The organism is Polaribacter sp. 20A6, from assembly GCF_011378915.1.
In the GTDB taxonomy this organism is placed as follows: Bacteria; Bacteroidota; Bacteroidia; order Flavobacteriales; family Flavobacteriaceae; genus Polaribacter; species Polaribacter sejongensis.
Window position 1 is genome coordinate 73,284 of record NZ_WTPZ01000010.1, and the last position, 26,613, is coordinate 99,896.

28 protein-coding genes are annotated in these 26,613 nt (G+C 30.1%); 6 read left to right on the plus strand and 22 right to left on the minus strand.

The window, feature by feature from the left end; translation table 11 throughout:
* Positions 1 to 21: 21 nt before the first annotated feature.
* The 3 genes from GQS57_RS17055 (at position 22) to GQS57_RS17065 (ending at position 4,670) form a co-directional block, all read left to right on the plus strand.
* Entirely contained in the window at positions 22 to 1,365 is a 1,344-nt protein-coding gene (locus tag GQS57_RS17055) for a DUF1566 domain-containing protein (RefSeq protein WP_165734125.1), read from the plus strand.
* A gap of 220 nt (positions 1,366 to 1,585) precedes the next feature.
* On the plus strand, positions 1,586 to 3,967 hold the full coding sequence (locus tag GQS57_RS17060) for an outer membrane beta-barrel family protein (RefSeq protein ID WP_165734126.1): 2,382 nt from the start codon (positions 1,586 to 1,588) through the stop codon (positions 3,965 to 3,967).
* A gap of 265 nt (positions 3,968 to 4,232) precedes the next feature.
* Positions 4,233 to 4,670, plus strand: coding sequence for a GIY-YIG nuclease family protein (locus GQS57_RS17065; RefSeq protein ID WP_240915515.1), 438 nt, complete (start codon positions 4,233 to 4,235; stop codon positions 4,668 to 4,670).
* Positions 4,671 to 4,803: 133 nt separating this feature from the next.
* On the opposite strand, the gene GQS57_RS17070 is transcribed toward GQS57_RS17065, so the two are convergent.
* From GQS57_RS17070 to GQS57_RS17165, 20 genes are all read right to left on the minus strand, one after another.
* Positions 4,804 to 5,970: an MFS transporter gene (locus GQS57_RS17070; protein WP_165734128.1), complete on the minus strand. Its 1,167-nt coding sequence runs from the start codon at positions 5,968 to 5,970 to the stop codon at positions 4,804 to 4,806.
* Between the two features lie 94 nt (positions 5,971 to 6,064).
* On the minus strand, positions 6,065 to 6,301 hold the full coding sequence (locus GQS57_RS17075) for an AraC family transcriptional regulator (protein ID WP_165734130.1): 237 nt from the start codon (positions 6,299 to 6,301) through the stop codon (positions 6,065 to 6,067).
* A gap of 291 nt (positions 6,302 to 6,592) precedes the next feature.
* Positions 6,593 to 7,411, minus strand: coding sequence for a hypothetical protein (locus GQS57_RS17080; protein WP_165734132.1), 819 nt, complete (start codon positions 7,409 to 7,411; stop codon positions 6,593 to 6,595).
* Between the two features lie 50 nt (positions 7,412 to 7,461).
* Positions 7,462 to 8,865 carry an alpha/beta hydrolase gene (locus tag GQS57_RS17085; RefSeq protein WP_165734133.1) on the minus strand — a complete coding sequence of 468 codons (1,404 nt, stop codon included), beginning with the start codon at positions 8,863 to 8,865 and terminating at the stop codon, positions 7,462 to 7,464.
* A 160-nt stretch (positions 8,866 to 9,025) separates the two neighbouring features.
* Positions 9,026 to 9,640: a hypothetical protein gene (locus GQS57_RS17090; RefSeq protein ID WP_165734135.1), complete on the minus strand. Its 615-nt coding sequence runs from the start codon at positions 9,638 to 9,640 to the stop codon at positions 9,026 to 9,028.
* A gap of 138 nt (positions 9,641 to 9,778) precedes the next feature.
* Entirely contained in the window at positions 9,779 to 10,357 is a 579-nt protein-coding gene (locus GQS57_RS17095) for an NAD(P)H-dependent oxidoreductase (RefSeq protein ID WP_165734137.1), read from the minus strand.
* Positions 10,358 to 10,417: 60 nt separating this feature from the next.
* Positions 10,418 to 10,981, minus strand: a complete 564-nt coding sequence (locus tag GQS57_RS17100) for a Crp/Fnr family transcriptional regulator (RefSeq protein WP_165734139.1) — start codon at positions 10,979 to 10,981, stop codon at positions 10,418 to 10,420.
* 23 nt (positions 10,982 to 11,004) lie between these two features.
* Complete coding sequence (locus GQS57_RS17105) at positions 11,005 to 11,631, minus strand: hypothetical protein (protein ID WP_165734140.1); 627 nt, start codon at positions 11,629 to 11,631, stop codon at positions 11,005 to 11,007.
* A 187-nt stretch (positions 11,632 to 11,818) separates the two neighbouring features.
* Positions 11,819 to 12,145 carry a multidrug efflux SMR transporter gene (locus GQS57_RS17110; RefSeq protein WP_136581885.1) on the minus strand — a complete coding sequence of 109 codons (327 nt, stop codon included), beginning with the start codon at positions 12,143 to 12,145 and terminating at the stop codon, positions 11,819 to 11,821.
* A 329-nt stretch (positions 12,146 to 12,474) separates the two neighbouring features.
* Complete coding sequence (locus tag GQS57_RS17115) at positions 12,475 to 13,116, minus strand: trans-aconitate 2-methyltransferase (RefSeq protein ID WP_165734142.1); 642 nt, start codon at positions 13,114 to 13,116, stop codon at positions 12,475 to 12,477.
* A 1,204-nt stretch (positions 13,117 to 14,320) separates the two neighbouring features.
* Entirely contained in the window at positions 14,321 to 14,908 is a 588-nt protein-coding gene (locus GQS57_RS17120) for a hypothetical protein (protein WP_165734144.1), read from the minus strand.
* A gap of 514 nt (positions 14,909 to 15,422) precedes the next feature.
* Positions 15,423 to 15,791, minus strand: coding sequence for a DUF1801 domain-containing protein (locus GQS57_RS17125; protein ID WP_205860293.1), 369 nt, complete (start codon positions 15,789 to 15,791; stop codon positions 15,423 to 15,425).
* A 12-nt stretch (positions 15,792 to 15,803) separates the two neighbouring features.
* Positions 15,804 to 16,262, minus strand: a complete 459-nt coding sequence (locus tag GQS57_RS17130; protein WP_165734146.1) for a GyrI-like domain-containing protein — start codon at positions 16,260 to 16,262, stop codon at positions 15,804 to 15,806.
* 48 nt (positions 16,263 to 16,310) lie between these two features.
* Entirely contained in the window at positions 16,311 to 17,033 is a 723-nt protein-coding gene (locus GQS57_RS17135) for a YafY family protein (protein WP_165734148.1), read from the minus strand.
* Between the two features lie 152 nt (positions 17,034 to 17,185).
* Complete coding sequence (locus GQS57_RS17140; RefSeq protein WP_165734150.1) at positions 17,186 to 17,638, minus strand: RDD family protein; 453 nt, start codon at positions 17,636 to 17,638, stop codon at positions 17,186 to 17,188.
* 233 nt (positions 17,639 to 17,871) lie between these two features.
* On the minus strand, positions 17,872 to 18,342 hold the full coding sequence (locus tag GQS57_RS17145; RefSeq protein ID WP_165734152.1) for a hypothetical protein: 471 nt from the start codon (positions 18,340 to 18,342) through the stop codon (positions 17,872 to 17,874).
* 180 nt (positions 18,343 to 18,522) lie between these two features.
* Positions 18,523 to 19,131, minus strand: a complete 609-nt coding sequence (locus GQS57_RS17150; RefSeq protein WP_165734154.1) for a hypothetical protein — start codon at positions 19,129 to 19,131, stop codon at positions 18,523 to 18,525.
* Between the two features lie 132 nt (positions 19,132 to 19,263).
* Positions 19,264 to 20,187, minus strand: coding sequence for a prolyl aminopeptidase (gene pip / locus GQS57_RS17155; protein ID WP_165734156.1), 924 nt, complete (start codon positions 20,185 to 20,187; stop codon positions 19,264 to 19,266).
* A gap of 166 nt (positions 20,188 to 20,353) precedes the next feature.
* Positions 20,354 to 20,863, minus strand: a complete 510-nt coding sequence (locus GQS57_RS17160) for a YgcG family protein (protein WP_165734158.1) — start codon at positions 20,861 to 20,863, stop codon at positions 20,354 to 20,356.
* A 155-nt stretch (positions 20,864 to 21,018) separates the two neighbouring features.
* Entirely contained in the window at positions 21,019 to 21,906 is an 888-nt protein-coding gene (locus GQS57_RS17165; RefSeq protein ID WP_165734160.1) for a peroxiredoxin, read from the minus strand.
* A 460-nt stretch (positions 21,907 to 22,366) separates the two neighbouring features.
* Here GQS57_RS17165 and GQS57_RS17170 point away from each other — a divergent pair, with 460 nt between their 5' ends.
* Positions 22,367 to 22,621: a helix-turn-helix domain-containing protein gene (locus GQS57_RS17170; RefSeq protein WP_165734162.1), complete on the plus strand. Its 255-nt coding sequence runs from the start codon at positions 22,367 to 22,369 to the stop codon at positions 22,619 to 22,621.
* A 233-nt stretch (positions 22,622 to 22,854) separates the two neighbouring features.
* Here GQS57_RS17170 and GQS57_RS17175 read toward each other — a convergent pair whose 3' ends face one another.
* A complete protein-coding gene (locus GQS57_RS17175) occupies positions 22,855 to 23,496 on the minus strand; it encodes a DUF6266 family protein (RefSeq protein ID WP_165734164.1) in 642 nt (213 codons plus the stop codon).
* A 543-nt stretch (positions 23,497 to 24,039) separates the two neighbouring features.
* Between GQS57_RS17175 and GQS57_RS17180 the strand changes: the two genes are divergently transcribed.
* Complete coding sequence (locus GQS57_RS17180) at positions 24,040 to 25,074, plus strand: sensor histidine kinase (protein WP_165734166.1); 1,035 nt, start codon at positions 24,040 to 24,042, stop codon at positions 25,072 to 25,074.
* A 3-nt stretch (positions 25,075 to 25,077) separates the two neighbouring features.
* Complete coding sequence (locus GQS57_RS17185; RefSeq protein ID WP_205860294.1) at positions 25,078 to 25,806, plus strand: LytTR family DNA-binding domain-containing protein; 729 nt, start codon at positions 25,078 to 25,080, stop codon at positions 25,804 to 25,806.
* 599 nt (positions 25,807 to 26,405) lie between these two features.
* On the opposite strand, the gene GQS57_RS18890 is transcribed toward GQS57_RS17185, so the two are convergent.
* Positions 26,406 to 26,613: hypothetical protein (locus tag GQS57_RS18890; protein WP_205860295.1), on the minus strand; the 208-nt coding region annotated here is incomplete at its 5' end.

Below are 26,613 nucleotides of genomic sequence, written 5' to 3' on the forward strand. Positions count from 1 at the left end.
AAAATAATAAATAGTATAAAAATGAAAACATTAATAAATAACAGTACTTTAAAAGCTACATGTTTGTTGTTGATTGCTATTACAATACAATCTTGTAATAGTAAAAAAAAGAGTTCCAAAGAAGTTAAAGACGCAACAGTCAATTACACACAAATAGCAACAGGACAGGTGAAAGCTTATGGAGAAGATGGTGAAGTCTTAAGAGATTTAGCACCAGGTGATGCTCTTTACGGACAAGATGCTAATTATTTAAAAGGTGAAGAAATGTCTTTTCAAAAAAGCGAAGACGGAACAATTTTAGATTTAAACTCTGGATTGACATGGCAAGAAATTCCAACAACAGAAGGTTTTGATTGGCAAGGAGCAAAGGGTTATGTAGAAAATTTAGAGTTAGGTGGTTATGATGATTGGAGAATGCCTACACTTAAAGAATTATATTCTATTAGTGATTTTAGTACTGGTTGGCCTTATTTAGATACTAATTATTTTTCATTGGTTAATAATGAACGTGTAGATAAAAGCGAGCAATATTGGGCAATTGAAAAATATATTGGTCATACCGAAGAAGGTGGTTATACCGCTGCTTTTGGCGTAAATCATGCAACCGGACATATAAAAGCGTATCCTGGAGAAGCTCCTAAGGGTAGAGGAGATCACAAAGGTCCGCCACCAATGGGAAAACGAGATGCTAATAACCAAGGTTCTGCTGATCAAAAAGCATCGCCATCTAGAGATGTAGAACAAGATGGAAAAAATACAGCAGGACACAGACCTCCACCTCCAGGAAATGGAGAGAGACCAACTGGCAACCCAATGCTAAAGCATGTCCGTGCAGTGCGTGGTAGTATTTATGGAATTAATGATTTTGAAGATAATGGAAACCAAACAATTACAGATAATGCAACTGGTTTAATGTGGGCTAAAAATGATAGTAAAAAAGGTTTGGATTGGAAATCTTCGTTAAAATATGCAGAAGAATCAGAATTAGCAGGACACTCAGATTGGAGATTGCCAAATGTAAAGGAATTACAAGGTATTGTCGATTATTCTTATGCACCTGGGGCAAAAGATACTTCATTAGATAGACCCGCAATTGACCCAATATTTAATATTTCAGAAATAAAGAATGAGAATGGCGATAAAGATTATCCCTATTTTTGGACAAGCACTTCGGCAAGATTTCAAAAAGGAAAACCTTATTACTATGCATGGTACGTAGCTTTTGGTAAAGCTGTGAATGCAGAAGGTTTAGATTTTCACGGAGCAGGTTCTGTGAGATTTGATACCAAACATGAAAACGGACCTGCAGGAGAAGGTGGTGAGCGTTATTATAACTATGTACGTTTGGTGAGAAGTGTAGATTAAAAAATAAGAAGTAAAAAAATAACTAATAGTAAATGTGAATTTTACAATGAGAAAACCTAGTTTTAAAGACTAGGTTTTTTTCTATTTGTGAAATTCTTGTTAAATGTTGTGTTTTTGATTTTTAAACGATTTGTTTTCTAAAAGTAAGGGGTGTTATATTTTGAATTAGCCTTATATTCATTTTTTGCTAAAACGAAATCAAATTATAAAATATATTCAGATGAAATCCTTTATTCAACATACATTTTCCATGCTGTTTCTTTTGTTTTCTAGTAGTGTTATTTTGTCACAAGACAAAAACATTCAAATTACTGGACAATTAATTGAAGAAGCTACTTCACAAGCAATTCCGTATGCAACGGTAGTGCTTCATGATAAAACAACTAAGAAAATTATAGCAGGTACAACCTCTGATGATTCAGGGAAATTTAGTATTTCTACCTCCAATTCCAATTTTTATTTAGAAGTAAGTTTCATGGGGTTTGAAACAAAAAATATTCAAATTTTTAATATCAGTAATAATAAGGCTGATTTAGGAAAAATCATACTCGCTCCAGACAATCAAACATTAGATGAGGTAGTAATTACAGGGGAAGTTTCTAAAACCGTTTTTAAATTAGATAAACGTGTTTTTAATGTTGGGGCAGATATTAGTAGTACCGGAGCAAGTGCTTTAGAAGTACTAAATAATGTACCTTCTGTAAATGTAAATATTGAAGGTGAAATTAGTCTTAGAGGAAGTTCTGGAGTACAAATGCTAATCAATGGAAAACCTTCTGTTTTAGCAGATGAATCTAGCAATGCATTGGGTACAATTACTGCAGATATGATTGAGAGTATTGAAATCATTACAAATCCTTCAGCTAAATATGAAGCTTCTGGAACTGCTGGGATTTTAAACATCATACTTAAAAAAGAAGAAAAAAGAGGTTGGAATGGTTCTGTTTCGGTAAATACCGGAATTCCAGACAATCATAGTGTTGGTTTGAGTTTGAATAGAAGAACAGAAAGTTTTAACTTGTTTGCGCAATTAGGAGCTGGTTACAGGTCTTTACCAAAAGATTCTGAAGCTATTAATAGAGACTTAGTTAATGATGAGGTTATTTTTAGTAATGGAACAGAATACAGAGACGAAACGTTTTACAACCTTACTTTAGGTACCGATTATCATATTAACGACTTAAATGTGCTTACCTTATCTGCCAATGTAGCCTATGAAATTGAGGAACAACCTTCTGAAACAATTTTTAGCTCTTTTGATGCTAATGATGCTCTAATTTCTAGTTGGTTAAGAAATGAGGTTACAGATGCTACAAACCCTAAATATAAGTACGAGTTGAATTATAAGAAGCAGTTTGAAAATAATGAAGATCATACTTTATTGTTTAGTGCTTTGGGGAGTTTTTTCGGGAAAGATCAATCTTCTCAATTTACAAATACTACTATTTCTGGTGATGATAATGATAGCAATCAAAAAACAGCCACCAATTTTCAACAGTCAGATTATACGTTTAAAGCAGATTATACAAATCCAATTTCTGATGTTTATACCATAGAAACGGGTGCGCAATATGTAATTAATGATGTTGGTAACGATTATGAAGTAAGTGATTTAACCAATGGTGTTTTTGTGATTGATGATGCACTAACAAACAATTTTGAGTACAATCAAAAAGTATTGGGTGTTTATGGTACTGTTGCGTATGAAAGAGAAAAATGGGGTTTAAAAGCAGGATTAAGAGTTGAGAAAACCAACTTATCAACGCTTTTAACAAACACCAATGAATCTAACGAGCAAGACTTTACAAACTTATTTCCAACGGTGCATTCATCCTACAAAGTAGGAGAAGATTTTTCTTTACAAGCGGGATATTCTAAGCGTATTTTTAGACCTAGATTATGGGATTTGAATCCGTTTTTTAATATTAGAAACAACTTTAATGTTCGTGTAGGAAACCCAGATTTACAACCAGAGTTTACAGATTCTTATGAGTTGACAAGTATTTACAAGATTGGTAATGCCTCTTTAAGCTCTAGTCTATATCATAAATACACTACAGATATGGTAGAGCGTGTTTCTACATATATTGATGGTGTAACAATTACCACACCCGAAAACATTGGTACTAATTCTTCCATTGGTTTTGAAACAAATGGTAAATATAGAGCGAACAATTGGTTAACGATAACTGGAGATTTTAACTTAAATTATTTTGACAGAGTTGGTACTTTTGAGTCTCAGGTTTTTGATTTTTCAGGAAACCAATGGTCTTCAAGGTTAGGTTCTACAATAGGATTACCAGCAGATATAGATATAGAATTGACAGGGAATTATCAATCTGGATACGAAACGGTACAAGGAAATGTTACCGGATATGCACATTTAGATTTAGGTGTTCGTAAAAAAATATTTAAAGGAAAAGCAATTGTAAATTTAGGTATTAGAGATTTATTTGAATCTAGAATTTCTGAACAATTGGTATCACAAGAAACTTTTGAAACTTATAGTTTTGCACAACGTGGTCGCTTTATTACTTTAGGTATTAGCTACGGATTTGGTAAAGGCGAAGCAATGACGTATTCTGGTGGAAGAAGGAGGTAAGTTACCTCTCAGGTTCTCGACTCCGCTCGAACACCCTGATAAATAAACGGTATTTAAGAAGAGTAACAAAATGGTCTTCGAGCGGAGTCGAGAAGCATACCCAATAAGCATTCAATCTTAAAGAAATAGTACAAGTTCTCGACTTCACTCGAACACGCTGCTAAATAAATGGTATTTAAGAAGCGTATCCAATAAGCATTCAATCTTAAAGAAATAATACAAGTTCTCGACTCCGTTCGAACACCCTGATAAATAAACGGTATTCATGAAGAATAACAAAATGGTCTTCGAGCGGAGTCGAGAAGCATACCCAACAAATTTTCTTATCTTAGAGAAAAAAATGGCTGGATACGTATACATATTACAATGCTCCGATGGCACCTATTACACAGGAAGTACAAGGAATTTAGAAAAAAGATTAGCACAGCACCAATCAAAAAAGGGAGCTAATTACACTAAAACCAGATTACCAATAACATTAGTCTTTCAAGAATTATTTTTAAACATTGCAGATGCTTTCTATTATGAAAAGAAAATTCAAAAATGGTCACATGCTAAAAAAAAGGCATTGATTGAAAACAATTGGGAACTCTTACCTATACTTTCAGAATGTAAGAATGATACACACTTTAAAATAAAAAGTAAGGAAGATGTACAAGTTCTCGACTCCGCTCGAACACCTTGTTCAATAAATGGTATTTAAGAAGAGTAACAAAACGTTCTTCGAGCGTAGTCGAGAAGCATAGCCAATAAGCATTAAATTTAAAGAAATAATACAAGTTCTCGAATTCGTTCGAACGGATAATTGTAAATTAAATCTATTTAGTTATAGAGTTCTAAATAGATTTTTTAGGTCCAAAGAGAAATTGAACGATTAAAATAGCAATTGCTATGAGTAATCCTAAAACAGAAACACCTTGCCAACCAAAATGTTCCCAAGCAAAAGCTCCTAAAAAAGTACCGAACGCTCCACCAATAAAAAAGCCAACCATATAAACTGTATTCACGCGGTTTCTAGCTTCCGGATTCTTTGAAAATATACTAACCTGATTGGTAATATGTAAAACTTGCAAACCTAAATCTACAATAATTACGCCTAGTGCTAAACCAATTAAGGAGTATCCTGAGAAAAGGAAAATCAACCATGAAACCATCAATAATATGGTAGAGAAGACAATAAGCTGCATTTGTTTATACTTATGACTTATCTTTCCTACAACCGTTGCTCCAAGTGCACCAACAATACCAAAGACACCAAAAGCACCAGCAATATCACTATCGTAACCAAAATGGTCTTCCATTAAAAAGACAAAGGTGGTCCAAAAAACACTTAATCCTGCAAACCCAAGTCCACCACGTAAAGCAGCCAATCGTAACGAAGGTTCCGTTTTAAAATAATGGCCTATCGATTTTAATAAACTTCCGTAACTTCCTTTATAACTGGGTTTAATTTTCGGCAATTTATATTGAAGCAAAATAAACAACAATGCCATGAGTACTGTTGCGGCAGTAAACATAAAGCGCCATCCATACCATTTACCAACAATACCACTTATAACACGACTTCCTAAAATACCAATTAGCAATCCGCTCATTACAATACCAATGGCACGTCCTCTGCCTTTATCATCGGATAATTGTGCAACCATCGGTACAAATAATTGCGGTATTGCAGATGAAAATCCAATGAAAAAGCTACTTATAATTAGTAGATACAAAGTGCTTGATAACGATGCAGCAATTAGTGAGAGAATCATTAAAGCAAAATCGAATTGTAATATTTTTTTATTTGAAACTTTATCACCCAAAGGGACAATAAATAACAACCCAAAAGCATATCCCAATTGTGTAGCTAAAGGCACGTTACTTATGGCAGATTCACTAACCTCAAATTCTACAACCATTTGATGTAAAAGAGGTTGGTTATAATACAAATTTGCAACAACAAGTCCAGCAGATATACTCATTAAGTATAATACGGAATTGGATAAATTTTTACTCATATTTTAAATCTTAGTCGTGCCTTTAAATAAAGCATCAAAGGTATAAAACTATAAAAGGTATCAGTAATTAAAGGCTTAATAAATTGATATAATTTTAATGCTCTTTATTTCTAAATTGGGTAGCTGTAATACCTAAGTTTCGTTTAAAAAACTGATTAAAATTAGCAACTTCATTAAAACCTAAAGCATACGCAACTTCTGCTACAGATTTATCCATTTGGTGTAGTAATGTTTTTGCGTATAATATTTTATAATCGATTATTATTTTTTGAGCACTTTTGCCAGTTGCTTTTTTAAAACATTCGGTTAAGTATATGGGACTAATATTCATTTGTGAGGCATATTCTTTTACCGACAAAAATTGATGATTACTATTTAATTTATGCAAGTCTTTAATCTAAATAGGGGCTTGCATTATAATAACTTATAATTACAACATTTATCCGAAGCTATATTCTTATTAAAAGTGAAGGTACTTTTTGACACAAAATGTAGTAATCTTTTTTCTTGATATTAACTTCTTGTTTTTATTATAATCGTAAAATTAACAATTGTCTGTTTGAGCGCAGTCGAGAATTATTTGATGACTAAATGAAGTTTCTATTGCTCCTAACCAGCTCTATTATTTTTCATAAAACTCTTTTAAGACTATATTCTTACCTTTTGTTAATTTCTTCAATTCACTTAAAATATAATATCTATGCATAAACCCACAGAGGACAACAATTTTTTTGCCATGATTCTGTTGAGAAATTTGCATTATATTTTTAGCCATGGTTTGATTTCTTAAATCCCAAAAATCACCAGCTAATTTATATCCATCTCGATAACTTATTTTTTCTCCATTTGGTTTAGTATGAAAGTGAGTTTTAAATTCATTTCTTTTATTCGTTATTTTTGTCAACATTTTATATTGATAATATTGTCTTTCTTCGCAAATGCTATCGGTTGTAGCATTGTTAAAGTTTTCAGGAGATTTAGACGCCAATATTATTAAGGGTTCTAAAAGTGCTTTATATTTATTATAAATTCCAGCTTCTGAAACAGATAATAAATCAGCTTTACTTAAACTGTCTATCAGCTTTGTTGTAAATCCGTCCGTAGGGCGTGAACCGATATTTATTCTGTATTCATTTCTACCTTCAAACTCATATGGTCTTAAATGTGTTCCAGAGTATTTTTGAACATATTTTTCAGATGCGATACCTTCATTACTATTTAAATCATTTTTGTGTCTAAAATCAGAAGTAAAAGAAGATGAGTCCAGTTCTCGTAGTATATAATCAGGTTTTATATCTTCTAATATCTTAAAGAGGATCTCATCATTAAAATTAGGCTCTGGTTTATGCAACGTTCCAATAACAATTATTTCTGTAGTTTTTTCCGTTTTACAGGATAGAATTGTTAATGACGTTAGTAAAATTAGTAGTGTTTTATTCATTGATTAATTGTTGCCTATGTTCGGAATCATTTTAAAAAAAGCCTTATTTTTTATTCTTCTTTTAATTTCTTTAAATCAATTTCTCTAAAATATCTGTTCTGCTTATAGTTTTTTATACAATATTCTAAATTAGTTTTCCCTAATCTTTTTTGGGTATTGTTTTCAATGGAAGCCTTAGCTATAAAATAACTGAACTCAAGTTGATTGTCTTTAAACTTCTTTCGCCCTTGTTTAAAAAAGGCAATTGCCATTTCGAGATTTTTAATATCATGAATATAAAAATCATAATATGATTCTAGATTTGCTTTTAGAATTTTATTTTCTAAATCATCTTTACTATTCAGTATTTTATTAGCAAGGTAATTAGCCTTTTTAAAATCACCAATTTGCTTATTATAAAAAAATAGTGTGTGCGTTTGTGTTGGATATCCATTTACTATTGAATCGTATTCAATAATTTGATTGAGTGCTTTTTTATTTTTAGTATTAATACTCATTTGTATTAAAGAATAAAAATCGGTTTCTTTCATCTGTGTTTCAATTCCATAAGCTTTTTTATTCTTCGAATGATAAAGGTCAATATATTCTTTTATCTTAAAATTTTCTTTATTCGATTCTATATAGAAATCATCAATATTTCTGTATTCATTAAAGAGGAATTTTATGCCTTGTATCAAAGCCATTGCTGGCATCTCATTATGATTCGCATTAAATTCATTTATTTTTAGATGATCATTAAAAACTTTGCTTTTTAAGTATTTTGCAAACTCGTTAAATTCATAATCTTTCGTTCCATACCCTATAAATATATTTGTCTTTTCATTTGCAGTTAAATATGGTTCTATTTTTTTCTTGAAATTATCAGATTCTCCGCTCAATGAAAGTGAAATAACACCATCAAATGGATTGTTTTTTTGAAATGGTAAACAGATTACAAAATGGGCTGTATTTGAGTGTCCTATTATTGAATTATACCCTGAAGTATTATATGTAGTATTCATATAAGGAACCACTTCTTCGAATAAAAAGTTTTTCAGTTTTTCAGAACCCTCTAAATAAATAGTTTCATCTCCATTTTGATATTTACTAAAATTAGGTGTTGTTTCTATATTTCTGTTATTATGATAAACTCCAACAACGATGGATTGAGGAATAGCATCTGTCGCAACATCATAATCATTTTCTATGGTTCGTTTGCTTAATTGCTCAACATACTTTGCTGTTACATCAAAAAGACTATACCCGTCTAAAGTGTAGATAACTGGATATTTTTTCGTGATATCGTAATCTGTAGGTAAGAATATTTTTATAATTCTATTTTCATTTGGAAAATATTCCGATTTTAATTCAACGGTATGATACTCTAAAGAACTTATTTCTATTTTACTTTTCATTTGACCAAAAGCAAATGATTTAATAAGGAAAAAACTAAAAAGACTAATTATTAATTTCATATGTATGTTCTGTAAATATTTGCCTAATATGTTTGTATATTGAGAGTTGTCTTTTTAATAAATGCTATTTTCTAAAGGGAAATTGACGTTAATAAAAAACAAAAAACTTTAATTATGTGAAAAATAATAAATTATTAATACAAGATATTGCAAATAGTTTTTATTCAGGTATCGTAATATCCAGGTCAATATCCTCGATAGATTCTAATTTATATTTTACAAATCTTCCACTGATATTCGTTCCTTTTGCTTCTAAAACTATAAAATTCATTGGTGATTTCATTCTGTTGTATAATTGTGTTTCAAGAGCAGAGAGTCTAAAAATAGAGAAATAACTTTTTTCTGTTTCTTTTATTATAAATTTATATTTTGCTACTTTCTTGTTTTTATTATTCAGAATTTTAAAAGACATTTTTTTAATTCCTTTTTTTTCTTTTATATCAGAGAACACAAATTTATTTTTAGTGACATTTTTTTTCATATTTTTTGTTTCTATAAAATATAGTTTTAATGAATCAGATTTATCAATATGAAAATAATGTATTTTATTTTCTTTTGTATCATATAGGTTAGATACAAGAGTGTCATTACGATTGTATATTTGCATATAATATGAATCATCCTCAGAATTGAATAGATTAGTCCATTCCTGATTTGGAAAGTATAGAGTAGAAAAACTATTTTTTACAACTTTATCAAACTTATAGTTTTGGCTATGGCCAATACCAACAAATAATAAAAATAATACGGAAAATATTGTTTTAACTGTTTTCATAAATTATTTACTACGTTTTTGTATAAGGTTTGTAGCTCACTTAAAAGCAACTAAAATAACAAATAATAACTGAATAGAAAGTCACAGAAGGCTTATATATATGTTGGTGATAAGCACAAGGTATAATTTTTACCAAACTTATTTCAATATTTCTCCTAAAAATGTTACTTTTTTCAACCACCTTATTCTAAAGTTTGAAGAGGAATTTTTTATGGAAGCAATATAAGTTGTTCTTACAGGATTTACTCCGCAAAATTTTAATGTTCCATTTTTGAATTGGTTAATAGCTGGACTTTTCATAATCAGAAAATCATACCATTTTGGAGTATCTGCCGTAATTATTAATCTTGCAGATTTTCCTTTCAAAAGTTTTTTAGGTAATGCTTTGCCCTCAATTGGTTGGTATGTAATTCCTGGTAAAAAGACTCTGTCAATAAATCCTTTCATTATAGCTGGGTAACCATACCACCACATAGGAAATACCCAAACAATATGGTCTGCCTTTTTAATCTTTTCTATTGCTACAGATAAATCAGGTTCCAATTCCATTCGTTTTCGATAACCAAATTCTAGATTAGGATTAAATTTCAAATCCGCAATATTAATTTGTAGTATTGTTGCATCTGTTTTACCAGTCCCTTTTATGTAAGCACTTGATAAAGCATAATTAAAACTCTCTTTATCTGGATGTCCATTAATAATTAGTATTGTTTTCATACTTGTTCTTTGTTTTAGGCAAAGAACAATACTTCGTTACTTTTTTAAAAGGACATTTGTCTAATTCGTAATTGTTTTTCTTATTCTACTTAAATGTCTTTGGGTGATCCCTAAATATGAAGCTAGAAAATTTAAAGGAATGACTTGTAAATATTCTGGGTGATTTATAAGTAAATCTGTATATTTTTTTTCAGCTGATTCTTTTTGCAACAACAAAACTCTCTTTTCCATTTTAATGTATTCTTGTTCAGTAATTAATTTGAAAAACTTCAACCAATTTGTGCTTGATTTCTCCAACATTAAAATGTCTTCTCTAGATATCGTTAGTAGTTCTATATCTGTTAAGGCTTGAATATTTTCAATAGTTTTGGTTTGAGATAAGAAAGAAGAGTAGGCGCTAACAAATGAATTTGAAAAAGTAAAACAATAGGTAACTTCCTCTTCAGATGAAGAATAATAGAATGACCTAAACAATCCAGAAACTACAAACGCTACTTCTTTGGAGATTCGATTTTCTTTGATAAAAAAGTCACCTTTTTTCAATTTAATATTCTGAACCTTACTTTCAAAAAGGTCGATTTCATTGTCGGTTAGAATATTAAATGTTTGTAAGTAATTCCTCATTTTTTAATTGTTGTCAATGCTTTTTAGCTCAGTTCTTTGTTGGTAGTAGTGTTTTCATTTTCCGACATTTTATTGATTTTCGGCTGTATGATCCAAATTCCAATAAAGTAAAACCATAACATAAAAAATTCACCGGCAAATTCTCCAAAATTCACTTCTTTTTGCAATTCAACTGTTTTAAATGTTTTTGCAACAAAATACAAAGAATAAAACATTCCAAACATTGACAGTAAATGAAGAGGAATAATTACTCCAACCATTCCAGCGACAAATCCTCCACTTGGTCCAGTTCCAGTTTGCATTATTCCACTGATCATTCCACCAATAAAAATAGAAATACAGAGTATATAAACTAATGGAATAAAGAAAAATACTTTAAATTTCTTCGTTTTCATTGTTACGTTTTCTGGTATTTTCTTTTGTAAGCCAATTGCAATAGACCAAAACCAACCAAAAAAGACACCCATATAGAGTATCATTACTATTGGGAAAATTTTAAACATATTAAATATTTCTGTTGGGTCAGGATTTGTTTCGGAATTTATTTTCGAAAACATGGTTCCCATCATTACTATTTGAAATAGTATCGGAATTCCAAACATTAATGTGAAAAGTTGCCAATGTTTTGCTTTTAAAAATCTGTCTATCATTTTAGTTTTTGTTTTGTTTCAGCACAACTGCTAACGTTTAGTAAATGAAAAGTAGGCAATTTCGAAGCACGAAACTTTCGGTAAGCCTAAAGTTTGATACATGCCAATAGCCTTAAACTTACTACTATTTCACTTATTTTTTATATACATTGTTGGCAATATGTGCTTTTGTTTTTTCAAAGTCCGATTAATTTGAGACTACTTTTAGTCCGATAATTGAGGCAATTAATGTCATAATGAAAAATAGTCGCCAAAATGTCGCTGGTTCTTTAAAAATTAGAATTCCAATCAAAACTGTTCCTACAGCACCTATTCCTGTCCAAACTGCATATGCAGTTCCTATCGGTAGTTGTTGGGTCACCTTTACAAGAAGAAACATACTTATTCCTAAACAAATCAAGAATCCTATGTACCAATAAGTTGTTTCAATTCCTGTTGATTCTTTTGCTTTTCCAAGACAAGCTGCAAAAGCTACTTCAAATAGTCCGGCAATTATTAATAGTATCCAATTCATTCGTAATTATCTTCTTTTTGTGTTGTAAGTCAATATTCAATTTCTGTCTGTTTTTGCATTACTGCCAACTCTATTATTTAAAAAACAAATATATTGATTATCAAGTAGACCTTTTTGGATAAAGAAAGTTTTTCTTTGATATGATGTCTTTACATCCCTTACTTTATAAAGAACTATAAGATGCACCATTACTATTGATAGCAGTTGGTAATAAGCTATTAAAGCTAGTTTTTTGCTATTGCATAATCAGTATTGACTTAAGATTATAACTATAAAAGTCTTTTTAGTGAAAAATTAATGAGTTTATACTTGTTTTGTAGCGTCGTGGTTTATTTTTTCCTAGCAATAAATATCATATCTGTTAAAAATGCTCCATCTGGTTCGGGATATTTTTTTCTCTGCAAGTCAATAATTTCATATCCATATTTTTTTAAGCATTCTGATAAAAACTCCGCTTGATGATAATAAATATAAACTCTATTTTCTCCACTAAAACTAGTCAATTCGTAACCAGATTTTTCATAATCATCCTCCATTGTACTAATGTATAACAGTCCAGAACTATTTAAGAGTTTAGAAGCGTCATAAATAAGTTTTTCGCACTCTTCTTTGGACAGATATGGCATACAAAACCCACACATAATTCCGTCAAATTGTAATTCAATTTTTGAGATTTCTCGGCAATCAAAAACTTTGAATTCGGCTTTTGGATTATTTTCTTTCACAAACTCAATCATATTGGGAGCTAAATCAATTCCAAGTATTTTTAAATCGGGCTTCTTACCCAATAAATATTTTGTTACGTTCCCTGGACCTGAAGCAATTTCAAGAATTTTAGAATTCTCATCTTCAATTAATTCACAAAAGGTATCAAAAATATCATTGTATAAATCCATTTTCATAAATTTATCTTGATAATTACTAGCCGATTTGTTATACGTTTCTACTGATTCTTTATTTCTTTCTATCATTATTGAGTATTCCGTTCAAGTTAGTCGAACGGTTGCTATATGAAAAGTAGTCAGGTCTAAATTACGTTACGCTTTCTAACTTTAAAATATTTAATGATTGTAAGAATAACTCATTATATATATGGTAAACAACAGTGTTATAACAATAAATATACTTGAAATTACACTAGTTACAATAGCTGTTTTATTTTTATTAATCCGGATTGAAATTATAGATAATACTAGAGGTATTAGAAATAGTATGGGTAGTCCCAAAATAAAAGCTTCTGGTATTTTCCAAGATATCGGATTATCATTCACAACCAATGATATATATATTCCTAATATCAATAAAATAATAATAACTGCAATATTCAATTTTTTATGTTTTTCCATTTAAAGATATTTATTAGTCAGTATTTTTTATGTAATTGTAACTTTTGTTAAGTTCTTGAGTGGGGAATATTATTGATAATTATTACCAATTCTATTTTATAAAAACAAATATATTGATTATCAAGTAGACCCTTTTTAGATATAGAAAGTTTTTCTTTATTACGATGTCCTTACTTCGTTTATTATATAAAATGCTACAATATATACCACTACTGTGAATAACCTGTTTAACAAGCTTATTAAAACAGGCTTTTGCTATAACTAAATCTGTTTTAACTTATAATACCAATTATAGAAGTGTATTCGTGAAAATTAATGATTTTTTACTTGTTCTTTACCACAGTACTTTGTTGAAAAACGTTTTTTAAAATTTAATTTCAATCATAAAATTTAAGTTCTTTTTTATAGAATATTAAACAAATAATTAAGGCTAAAAAAGATGCTAGTATATCAAAAAAATCAAACTTCATATTTTGATTAATAAATCGTTCTAACCCCATAAATATTACTAAAGTTAATGTTATTAAGAATGAAGTAATAATTATTTTTCGAATGCTCTTTTTATTTTCTAATTTAAAAAGGAAAAGACAAGTCAGAAAAGTCATTATTGATCCTAAGAAATTAGGAATTATTCCAAGAATAAAGACTAAATACTCATTAGATTCACTATTTGAAAATACTTGTGGACGATAAATTTTCTGATTGAATATATAGACTATAAAAGAAACTAAAACGATTAATGGTTCTTTAACTTTTTTTAGAATTAAATTTATCTAATTAATTTGTATTTTGAGTCCATTCCATTCACTTATTTGTAAAGGAGTATTCTTTAATCTTTTATTTTCATCAATTCAGCATGCAAATTATTCAAGAAACTTTGTTGTGCTAGATCTTCATTAAAGTGTCTGTTATTTCTACCACAACCCTGAGTATCCAAAATGTTTTCTTTGTTAAAAGACCAATCATTTATATCTTTTACATTTATTGCTAAAGCTTTATTACAACTTTGCCATAGATTAGAAAATTCAGTTACCTTATTTTTATCTAATTTAGTAAAATCAGCATAAACACTATAACCTATCATATCTGGATTAAAAAAATTATTTATAGAAGTAATTGGTACGCCTCCCCAAGATATTACTTCTTTAAAAGAAATCGATAAAATATTCTTCTCATCAAGTAGTTTTTTTTGCTCATTTTTTTCCCAAAAGTATTGTTTTTTATAAGTGATTTTGGTTCCTTTTGGTAAAAGTATATTTTTAATAACTATTGGTTCTATAGTCATAAAAAAAGGGCTTTCATCTGCCTTGTTAGAAACAACATACATAGATCCTAATCCTTTAGCATAAACATAAAAGTAACCAACAACAATAAGTACTATTATTCCAAGTACTATAAATATTTTTTTTGTTTCCATTTTTTATTAGAAGTTTTGCTTCATATTGCAGGTAGTGGTTATCTATCTAGAAAATCAGACGAAGCAAACGTGTAACTCCCTTTATTTAGCAAAATACCAGCAATTTTTTATATAGGTGTAGCTATAGTTATTTTTTTCTATACACTATTAAATTATACTTAAATTCGGTTCCATCACTTTCTAAAAGTTCAAATACTTTTAATTCCGTCTTCTTTTTCAATTAGTTATTCGTTTCTGATGCTTATAATCTTAACTAATTAGCCCAAATTCAGCTAACGTTTAAAGTAGTAATTCTATCATTTAATTCATTTCTAAAATGTGCTACAACGGTTTAAGTAAGAATTGTAAGGGATTATAATATACTTACTTTTCAGTTTAGTACTTAGTCAAATTTACAATTTTTCATTTAAAAAATAATCCGCAAAATTGTAAATTTTGCGGACTTTGTAAAATGCATTAAACTTTAGTTTAGTAATAAACCCTTATTATTTTTACACTGTGTTAGCCACTGGCTTTATTTAGTTTTTATAGTTCCATTTCTATATAAATCTAATGCTTCATTTAATAACGATTCAATAAAATCAATTGGCAGGTCTTTATTTGGGTTTACTCTAAAAACTTTCATTCGAGAACGACTTCCTTCTTCTAATTCTATATGGTTTAAGTGTTTTCCTTCAACCATTAATAGATAAGGCTCATCTGTTTTTTTATCAGTCCAAAGATAGCAGAACATTTTTTTCTTATAACAAAAACAAGGCATTCCCCATTTTCTTGTCTCCAAAACATTATCATCTTGCCTAAGAATAACTTCTCTTAAAGCAAGCAGGCAACTTTTGTTTGGTTCTTTCTTGTCCAAATAATAATTATCAGTATCTCTAATCATTTTTGTTAGAAATTATTTTACAGCAATTAGAATATCAATTTCTGCATCATTCTGGTTTTGTGCTTTTTCTCCAAATACTTCAAAATCTGCCGAATAAACTCGGTCTAAATCCATTTTCCATATTTCTTTCCATTTATTAACGATTAATCCCTTTGTTAAATCTCCCTTAGTAGAAAAGTTAACATATTTCCCTCCTTTAAAAGACTTACCTACCATTCCATTGGGTATTTCATTTAGGTGTTCAACTTTACACCCCAAAACTGTTGTATATGGCTTTGTATGATCGCTTTGATATTCTGTGTAGATTGAATAAATAGTAGAGTCAATTTTATTAGGGATTTTTTCAAGAATCCCTTCCGATATAAACTTATTCCACAATTCTCCAATGTCTTTTGCTGCTTGTTCGTTTTCATTAGTTGTTCTTATTGAAATACCAATTACTTTAAATGCTTCAACAGTTACTTTGTTCATATTTTTATATAATTTTATGATTTATAATGCTGCAAAAGTAAATGCAGATTATGACAAAGGTGTGTCAGGGGTTGTTAAGTATTTTTCTCTACAAATTTCAAAATATTCTTGAAGTGTTATTTTTTGAGGTTCAAAATACTGATTTTTAACAATCAATTTCTGAATATTATCTAATCTAAAAACCCTAAAATCTTTTCTTAATCTACATACAGCAATTAAAAGCCAATTTTCTTGAGTACTATACAAAGCGAAAGGTTCAATAGTACGTTTAGTGTTTTCTCCTTGTAAGGATAGATATTCTATTTCAATAAGATTAAAATCTGAAATAGCAGATTGGATAATCATTAAATAGCCACTTGTTTTCTGGTTTTCTGTATTATTTCTGAAATGTATTCTTTCTGATAAGAATTCAATTTTTTCTTTTTGTGAATGTCTTAATATTGATTTTATTTTAGCAACTGCATTTTGATATTCTATTGCGAAAGATTTGTCTTTATTTTTTAATATAAGTTGTTCCGCAGTAATCAAAGCATTTGCTTCTTTTTCAGTAAACATTACGGGTGGAAGATTAAAACCATCCATTAGAGAATATCCTTTTCCTTCTTCCGTAATTATTGGAATTCCTGAGTTTTCAAGAGTTCTAATGTCTCTATATATGGTTCGAATACTTACATTATGTTTTTCAGCAATTTCTCGTGCTGTCAATATTCGTTTTGATTGCAATTGGGTTAGAATAGCAGTTAATCTCGAAAGTCTTGATTTTTCTTCCATTTTGGTCGGTTTTTCCTGCTTATGGCTAATGTGTTCGTATAAGCTTAGTTTTGTGTTTCAAGCAACTAATTACAAACCAAGAAACTCCGCGAGTACTTTGGTAAATAGGAGAGAAGCCAACAATAAATTAAATACGCTGTTGTAGCACATTATTATTCGTTCGTCTTTTTTTCGACAACTAATGTTTTTGTTATTTTATCGTATAAATTCTGATTTTTTTTGTCCCATAATATCCAAATACTTGGGATAAGCAAATATCCAAGCACGTGTTTTAAACCTTCTCTAATCGCCCCTTTTTCAGGTTTATTATAATCTTCTCCTGTTTCCTCTGAAATCACTTTTAGGTTATATATTCTGTGTCCTAAATTCCCAATAAATATTGGATAAAATATTGCTCCAATAATTATTCCGGTCACTAAAGAATAAATTATATCTAAAAATTGAAAGTCACTCTCAAAATCTGCCCAAAATTCAGAAACAGATTTTCCCATAATTAAATAAATTACTAAAAATAAAACTCCAAAAATTAACCCTTCAATTATAGTCGCAATTAATCTTTTTCCTTTAGAAGCTAATTTGTATCCGTGTGTTTGTATTTCATTCATTTTTCTTCTTTTTATGAGTTTTTTTGTTATTTTGCTACGGTTTAGCTATGAACAGTACGGGAGCAAACTAGCGTTTGCTTGCCGCTACGCACGTAGCGAAATCTTTTTGTTTTGTTTTTTCTTTTCCTGTCCAAAGCAAAATCCAAAAGATTTTGCGGACTCTATAAATATACACTGACCTTAGCGTTTAAAACCTAAGCCCGTATTGTTTATAGGTTTTGTTGTAAGCAGTTTTATTCACAGTCTATGTCTGAGACGTTTCTTGCCTCTAGAATATTTACGACCTCGTAAGTGCTTTCATAATCAGCAGCAAATCCATCTTCTGATTTTCCTTTATCAATAATTTCAATACTCACAAATATTGGGGAGTAAGGTTCTTTGTTTTTTGTTAAATTATAGTATAATTCATAAAATTCCTCTTCCGCCAAAATCCAAAATTCATTATTATCTCCACAAGGGGAAAAACTACTAACTTCATGTCCTAATGTCATTCTTCCTCTCAAAATATTTTGTGTATAATCAGATTTGGATTGGTCTTTTTCAGAATAAACTAGGGAATCAGTGTTTATTTTTGAGTTTTGTTCTACTATTTTTTCATTCGTAAAGTTTTTAACGGTTTTTTTTTGCTTCTCCTTACAAGAAATTAGAAATGGATTAAAAACAAATAGAACTAATAACAGTTTGAATATATCTTTTAATTTCATGTTTTTTTTTTGCAATAATTATCTTTTTTGAAAAATTACTTACAACGTTGTTGTATATGGTTTGTTGCGTGGGTTACACAACTAATTTAATAAATTAAACTCAACGTTAGGGAAATCCGTAGGATTTTCCGAGTACACACAGACCCAAGCAATTAATTATACACGTTGTTACCACACGTTTTATCTTTTTCTTTCCATAATTATTCCATTAAACATATATTTTCCAATGGGTAATCGACTGGTAAAATTCTCAAATTGTTTTTTTAAGTCAATTTCTTGGTTTACAATTCCAAATATTTTTCTTGCTTCCAGAACTTCGAGAGGTAATTGAACTGAATTTGTTTTATAGTAATAGTCCGATTCCAATTCCCAATATGAAGCACTTTTATTCACTCCGTTTTTCAGAAAACTGAAAGTAATTGTAGTTCCATCCAACCCCACAATACAATCTTCAATTTCGTTACAATCTTTCAAATTTTCAAATCCATCGTTTCTCAATTCCGCCATCAACTTTTTTACCATTTTTTCAGGCACTTTTATTTTTTGGACAATTTTTTTCTTTTGCTCTTCTTTTCGGTTTGTTTTCCAGACTGAATGGATTAAATCGCCCTTAAATTCACCATTCTTGAGCTCAATTAATTCCAACCTTTGAAATTCCGCCACTTCAATCCGATAAATTTCTTTTTGTGAAAGACTATCTAATTTGGTCGATTCAAATTCATTTTTAGTTTGACCGAAAGCAATTGTTCCGATTAGTAATATTGATGCTATTAAGATTATTTTTTTCAAATGTGTGGTAACGTGGTTGTATAAGCTTTGTTGCGTGGTTTAAGCAGTGAATTTACTAAATAAAACACGAACGGCGAAATTCCGGAGGAATTTCCCAAGTGAGCTATAAATAGCAATAAAGTTTATACGGTGTTACCACACGTTTTTATTTATTATTTCAATTAGTTTTTGTTCAATTTCTATTTCAGAATCTGAATGTCCACCTTCTGTAATGAATAAATCACTTTTCATTAATTTTTCATTCAATTCAATTGCAAATTTAGAAGGACATATAGCATCTTCTTTTCCGTGAACAATTTTGATTGGTATATTTTCAATTTTAGTTATGTTGTCAAAAATATAATTTTCCTCAATAAAGCAATTATTACTTAAATAGTGAGATTCCATTATAGATAAAGATTCATAAGGAATTTGATTTAAAATATTCTCAACTTCTTTCTTTGTAATATTCTTTTTAAAAATAGATATTTCGTAAAAAGCCCATTCATAAGAAAAATGTTTCCTCTCTTGTTTTGAACCGTTTATCATTTTATGCAAATAATATTCAGGTATTGATAATTGATTTTCTTTTGGTACGTTTTTGCTAAATCTTTCCCATATTTTTGGAAAGTCATTTTTTACACCTCCATTTAAATAATGTTCGATAGATGTTTTATTTCCCAAAAATATTCCTCGAAGTAACATTCCTTTAATTCTATCTGCATTTTGTATTGCATAAACAAGTCCAAGAGTTGTTCCCCAAGAACCTCCAAAGAGAATGATTTTATCTATTTTTAAGTAATCTAATAGTTTATTGATATCATTTACTAAATCTTGAGTAGTATTTTCTCTAATTGAACCAAAAGGAATACTTTTAGATGCTCCTCTTTGGTCAAAAAACACAACTTTCTGTTTGTTAAAATTAAAAAATCTTTTATCGTGTTCAGAAAATCCAGCTCCAGGTCCTCCGTGAACAAATAAAATCGGTTCAGTTTCTGAATTTCCGCAAACTTCATAATATATTTTATGAGTTTTACTTACTTCTAAATATTCAGTTTTGGTTGATTTGTAGTTCAAATTATTCTCGGTGGTTAATGTGTGGTAACGTTGTTGTGTTATGGAAAGTTGCGATTTTTATGAACGGCTATTTTCCGCAGGAAAATTGAAGTGAGTAAAAATGCAACTGCCTTCGGTTAAACTAAAAATAAGCAATTTTTTATACACGGTGTTGTACACAGTACTTTTATTCCCAATTCTTTAATATTTCCTTTATTCCTTTTTCAATTCCGTTATAATAATTTCCATTTTTAAATTCAGGAATCATACTTTTTTCAATAATCTTTTCACGAGTGCTTTCTGATAAAATATTTTTCGTGTCGTTGGCTATTGCAATTCCGACATCTTTTAAGGATTCACTTACAGTTATTATAATTCCGCTATTTGTAAATCCGTTATCAATACTCCAATCTTTGATTAATTTCTCTTTTGAAGGGACTGTCAAAATCAGAATTTTTTTTCCACTTTCTTTTTGAAGATTAACCAAAAATTTTTCTAATTTCTCATTTTGTTTTTTCGTAAATATCTTTTCCAAATCCTTCACATAAGTATCAGGTCCAGCCTCATAATTTTCTGGCATATCAGAAAAGTCAAATTCAACTTTTGGCGGTTTAGTTTTGTCTTCCGTCTTTTTTGAATTATTACAGGCAAATAGGCTAATTAATAAAATTCCAATTATCAGTTTTTCGATTTTCATTTCAGGCGCTTGGGTATTGTGTACAACGTTGTTGTATAAGATTAGTTGCGTATTTCAAGCACTAAAGTTAGTAAATAAATCACAGATAGAAAGTCCGCGAGACTTTCGTAAATAGGCTAAAACCAGCAATTAATTTTATACGGTGTTATACAGCGTTATTTTTCACTCAATAATTGTTCAATAGTCTTTTCAATAATAATATGTGTTTGTTCCATATATCCAGCGAGAAATAATTTAATTATTCCATTTTTGTTAATTATTATATTTTGAGGCTGAAAACCTTCAAATATTTTGCTTGTTTCGTTATTTATAAAACCTTGATTATATTTAAATTCGTGTTTTTCTAAAAAAGTCGTAACTCTCGCTTTCTTGTCACTTGTAATTGCTAAAAAAAGAATATCCTTGTCCAATTTATATTTTTCAAGAATTTTGTTTAGTTCAGGAATTTCTTTTACACATGGCGAACAAGTAGTTGACCACCAATTTATTATTACAATTTTATCTTTAAAGTCTTCAGATGAAATATTTTCTCCAGAAATAGTATTAATAGTCATTTCAGGGAATTTTTTCTCTTGTTGTATTAGTTTTTCTACTTTTACAAGTGATGCGATATTGCTAGTTAATCCATTATTGAGCCATAAATACTCAACCTTATTAGTCAAAGGTTGATGTAAAACTCTAAGAGAAACACTGTAAGGCGAAATTTGGTCAAGTGGATTGATTTCGAAAGTTATATCTTCTGTTAAAAGGTTCAATGAATCTTTTGGTTTTAATGAAATACCTCGGAGAAAATTACTTCCTTTAAAATTAGAGGATATCCAATAGTTAGTTTTATTATTTTTAGTCATTGAACCAAAAAAAATATTTAGAGAATCAAGACCAGTTTCAAATCGGGTAAATTTTAAATCAGAATCGATGTTTTCTTTTTTAAAGTCTTCTAATTGTTTAGGACAATCAGTAGCCAATTTCGCCGTTAAATAATTGCTATTTTTATTACAAGAATAAAAAAATATAAAGACTAAAATTAAATATATTCTTCTCATTTTATTGGTTAGTTTATTAAATTCTGGATGGTTTTTTCTAATGCTGTATAACTACTTATATAAGTTATTAATTAAACTATATGCTACCAAAAAGAGGGGATATCAAAACTTTTTAGAAGTATTATTCTTCTATAGTATTTGATGCTTTTAGCAGCTAGACGAATGTAGTTCCTTTTCAGAAACTTTCAAAGACAATTTTTAGTAATTATTCGCTTTGTTTTTATAAAACAACTCCTTACGTATTTGGCTTTTAGCTGATGTAAGCAGCTAATTATTTCACACATGCTAGTGTTTAGCGTAAAATGCATAAATAGGGGCTTAAAAGCAATATTGTAACAACATATTCTTCATTAATAACTACGTGTTTTTAAGAGCTATTTTTTAGTTTTAAAAAAAAAGTACTACCTTAGAAGAAACCCTTTTTGCTATAGAGCGGTTTGTTCACTTAAATAAAAAGAAAATGAAAAAAGAAAACAAGCACCTACCAGTGTCAGAAAACAAGCACTTAGAATTTGACCACGATTTGTTAAAAGGAGAAATCTGGCTTACTACAGAAGAAGCCATGGCGCATTTAAAGGTAAGCCGCAGTACCATGTACAGATTGCGTAAAAAGAACCTGATACCAAACTTTAAATTAGGGCACATACCCATGTACCCAAAACACCTGTTAAATAAGTTGTTAATGCATCTTGCTTTAAAGGATTTAAAATACTAGTAAGAGGTAGTTTATAGTCAACCCCTTGTTATTTTAAAAGCAGATTTTAATACTTTATAAACACAAAAAAAGCGCAGTAACATATCACTATTATAGGTGATGCATATTTGCGCTTTTATATTTAATTTTCATTTAAATACCCTTTTTCGTTTACCTTTTATAACCATTGCTGTTGCTTTAGAATAGCTTAAAAACAAGTATAGTTATGCTAGGTTACTAGAGGTTACTTTTTTTTACAGTACCGTTGCATTGCCTAGATAGGTACTTACGGCTGCAAAATTGGTATCTGGTTTGTAAAACGAACCCCAAACCTCTACCTCAAAACTAGACATATAACTAGGCAAAGTTACTACGCCTGTGGTAGCATTTCTTGTAGCTACGTTTAAATTAGAATAAAACAAATTAAGATCGGGTGCGTAGACTACTACCATCAACTCATCTGTAGCAGTGGCTTTTCCTTGTCCGCTATTGTCTGTCCAACCCAAATTTATAGTTTGTGCCGGCGCTATGGTTAGGGTACCAGTATCTATCCCTCTTAAATCTCCTTTGCTTATCAATACTTTGGCATAATCCATAACCATGCCCTGTGGAGCATTTATTACTGCGTTTTTAAGATGGTAAGACGTAGCCAAATTACTACGCGATTTATCGCCCTGTGGGTTGCCAAAATATTCACTTAATATGGCCCCAATCGGACTTAAAAAACCAATGACTGTTTTAAACTTTTGGCGTTGTTCCTCTTGTTTTTCCGAAGGCGTATATTTACCACGTTGGGGTAAACTACGCATTACATTTTTTCCACGCCATCTAGAACCTACTACGTTACCTACCTTGCCAGAAAATCCGCCAAGTATTCCTTTTTCAAATGTTGCCATAATAATTGTTTTTTATGATTAATATACCCTAAATCTATGTGCTAAATTATTAACAAACAAAACCTTGGCGCCGGCTTACATCTATAGACCTTTTTTAAGCGAAAGAAATGGATTAGGCTAAACATTGAGGACTTATAACAAAGGTTGCTTTTTACGGAATTAAACCGCCATTTACTGACCTTTGTTGACACATAACAGTGGTTTTACTACGGTTTTGTTCGGGTTTTGTTCGGGGATGCTTCGGGTAGGTTAGGGGTGTGTTTTTTAAAAATAGATACTTTTAGGGAGCAATCACGGACCAAACAAGTAGCAGTTTTAAAGAAATACCAATACTACTGTGTTATTGTTTGCTTTTTAAGAACAATTACCATCTATAAAAAGCTGTTATTGGTATAGAGAATACTGTAAAACATCAATTAAGTGGCACCAAAACGCTAAATAGTTTTACCTTTGATTTGTTCTTTAAAAAATAATATTATTAAATAATGAATTGTAAGCAAAAAGCTGAATGCTGTTTTAGTTTGCCATTCAAAAACAAATAAAATGTATAAAAATAAAAAAATAACCCTCTTTTCTCATATACTCGTTTGGCTTGTACTCTTTAGCATGCCTTATTTATTATCTTATGGGCAAGAACAAGATTTGAATAGAGTTATTGCACATTTTTGGATTCCAATTGCGTTTTATGCCATTATATTTTATGCCAATTATTTTGTATGGATAGACAAGTATTTGTTCTCTAATAAAACAGTTCATTTTATTATTATTAATCTAATTGTTATTGCCTCTTTTATTATATTAAAGGAAGTGCTTAAAGATTATTATTTTAATGAAACCTTCAGAATAACGCCTAAAAAAGAGGGAGTAGGGCCACCTATTAAAATGTTTTTGTACATACAAATGCTCTCATATATGGCACCTTTATTATTTTCAATAGCCATAAAAACGACCAAAAGGTGGGTACAAACAGAAGCGGAACGAAAAGAAGCGGCAAATGTTAAATTAAAATCGGAATTGCAACATTTACATTATCAGTTGCAACCCCATTTCTTTTTTAATTCTTTGAATAATATTTATGCGATGGTAGATATTTCACCAGATCAAGCCAAAACATCTATTCACAGTTTAAGTAAATTGATGCGCTATATGTTGTATGAAACCAATGTTGAATTGATCTCGCTATCTAAAGAAATCGATTTTATGAAAAAGTACATCGATTTAATGAAATTGCGTGTTTCCGACAAAACGGTTGTCAATTATAATTTTCCACAGCAAGAAACAGGCATTAAAGTTGCCCCTTTATTATTTATATCTTTAATAGAAAATGCTTTTAAACATGGTGTTTCCGCAAGTAAATCGAGTACTATTGATATCAACATCAGTACGCAAGATAAAACGGTTTTGTTTACCATAGAAAATGATGATTTCCCTAAAAAATCTGATGATAAAAGTGGTTCTGGTATTGGACTTGTAAATATTAAAAAACGTTTAGAATTATTATATTTGAATAAAAATAGTTTCAGTACCATTGTAAAAGACAATCGTTTTATAGCTAAATTAGAAATTGAAACCAACTAACTTATGAGCAATATAAAAATTACCTGTGTTATTGTAGATGATGAACCAATGGCGCTTAATTTAGTAGAAAGTTATGTAGAAAAAACACCTTTTTTAGTTTTAAAAAAGAAGTGTAGCAGTGCTATTGAAGCTATGGAATTCATAAAAAATGAGCCCGTAGATTTATTGTTTTTAGACATACAAATGCCAGATTTAACAGGTATTGAGTTTTCTAAAATGCTACCAAAAGAAACCCGTGTTATTTTTACCACTGCGTTTGATCAATATGCATTGGAAGGTTTTAAAGTAGAAGCCTTAGACTATCTTTTAAAACCTTTTGATTATGCAGAATTTTTAGCCTCAGCCAACAAAGCAAATACGTGGTTCGAATTGGTAAAAGGAAAAAAACACCCTATAGTTTCTGATGAAAAAGAGTTTCTTTTTGTAAAATCGGAATACAAACAATTGCGTATTAAATTGGCAGATGTCTTGTATTTTGAAGGATTGAAAGATTATATTAAAATTTGGATGAAAGACAATCCGAAGGCTATTCTAACACTCATGAGCTTAAAATCTTTAGAAGCAGAATTGCCAGAAGCTCAATTTATGCGTGTGCATCGTTCTTTTATTGTCTCCCTAAAAAACATTGAAGTGATAGAGAGAAGTCAGATTGTAATTAATAAACAACGGATTACCGTTTCTGAAAATTACAAACCTAAGTTTTTGGAGTTTGTGAATAATAATTCTTTGTAAGGAAAAACTGTGTGTAAAACTAAAAGTTATTATTCCAAACAACGCCTGTATGTCATTCCGAAGAATTGAGGAATCGCATCATGCTCGAACCAACTTTTAATCCTCCATATGTGGTTCCTCCTATGTCGGAATAACAAAACTATGTGTAAAACTCAGAGGTAACATTACAAACAACGCTTTTGTCATTCCGAAGAATTGAGGAATCCCATCATGCTTGAACCAACTTTAATCCTCCTTTGTCGGAATGACAAAACTGTGTATAAAACTCAATGGTGTCATTCCAAACAACGCCTTGTCATTCCGAAGTAATGAGGAATCCCATCATGCTCAAGTAAACTTTTAATGCTCCTTATGAGATTCCGCTTTTGTCGGAATAACAAAACTGTGTGTAAAACTCAAAGTTCTCATTCCAAACAACACCTTTGTCATTCCGAAGAATTGAGGAACCGCATCATGCTTGAACCAACTTTTAATCCTCCTTATGTGATTCCTCCTTTGTCGGAATGACAAAACTGTGTGTAAAACTCAGAGGTAACATTCCAAACAACGCCTGTGTCATTCCGAAGAATTGAGGAATCCCATCCTGCTCAAGTAAACTTTTAATCCTCCTTATGAGATTCTTCCTTTGTCAGAATGACAAAACTGTGTTTAAAACTCAAAGCTGTCATTCCAAACAACGCCTTTGTCATTCCGAAGTATTGAGGAATCCCATCCTGCTCGAGGCCAACTTTTAATGCTCCTTTTGTGATTCCTCCTTTGTAGGAAAGACAAAACTGTTTGTAAAACTCAGAGTTAACATTCCAAACA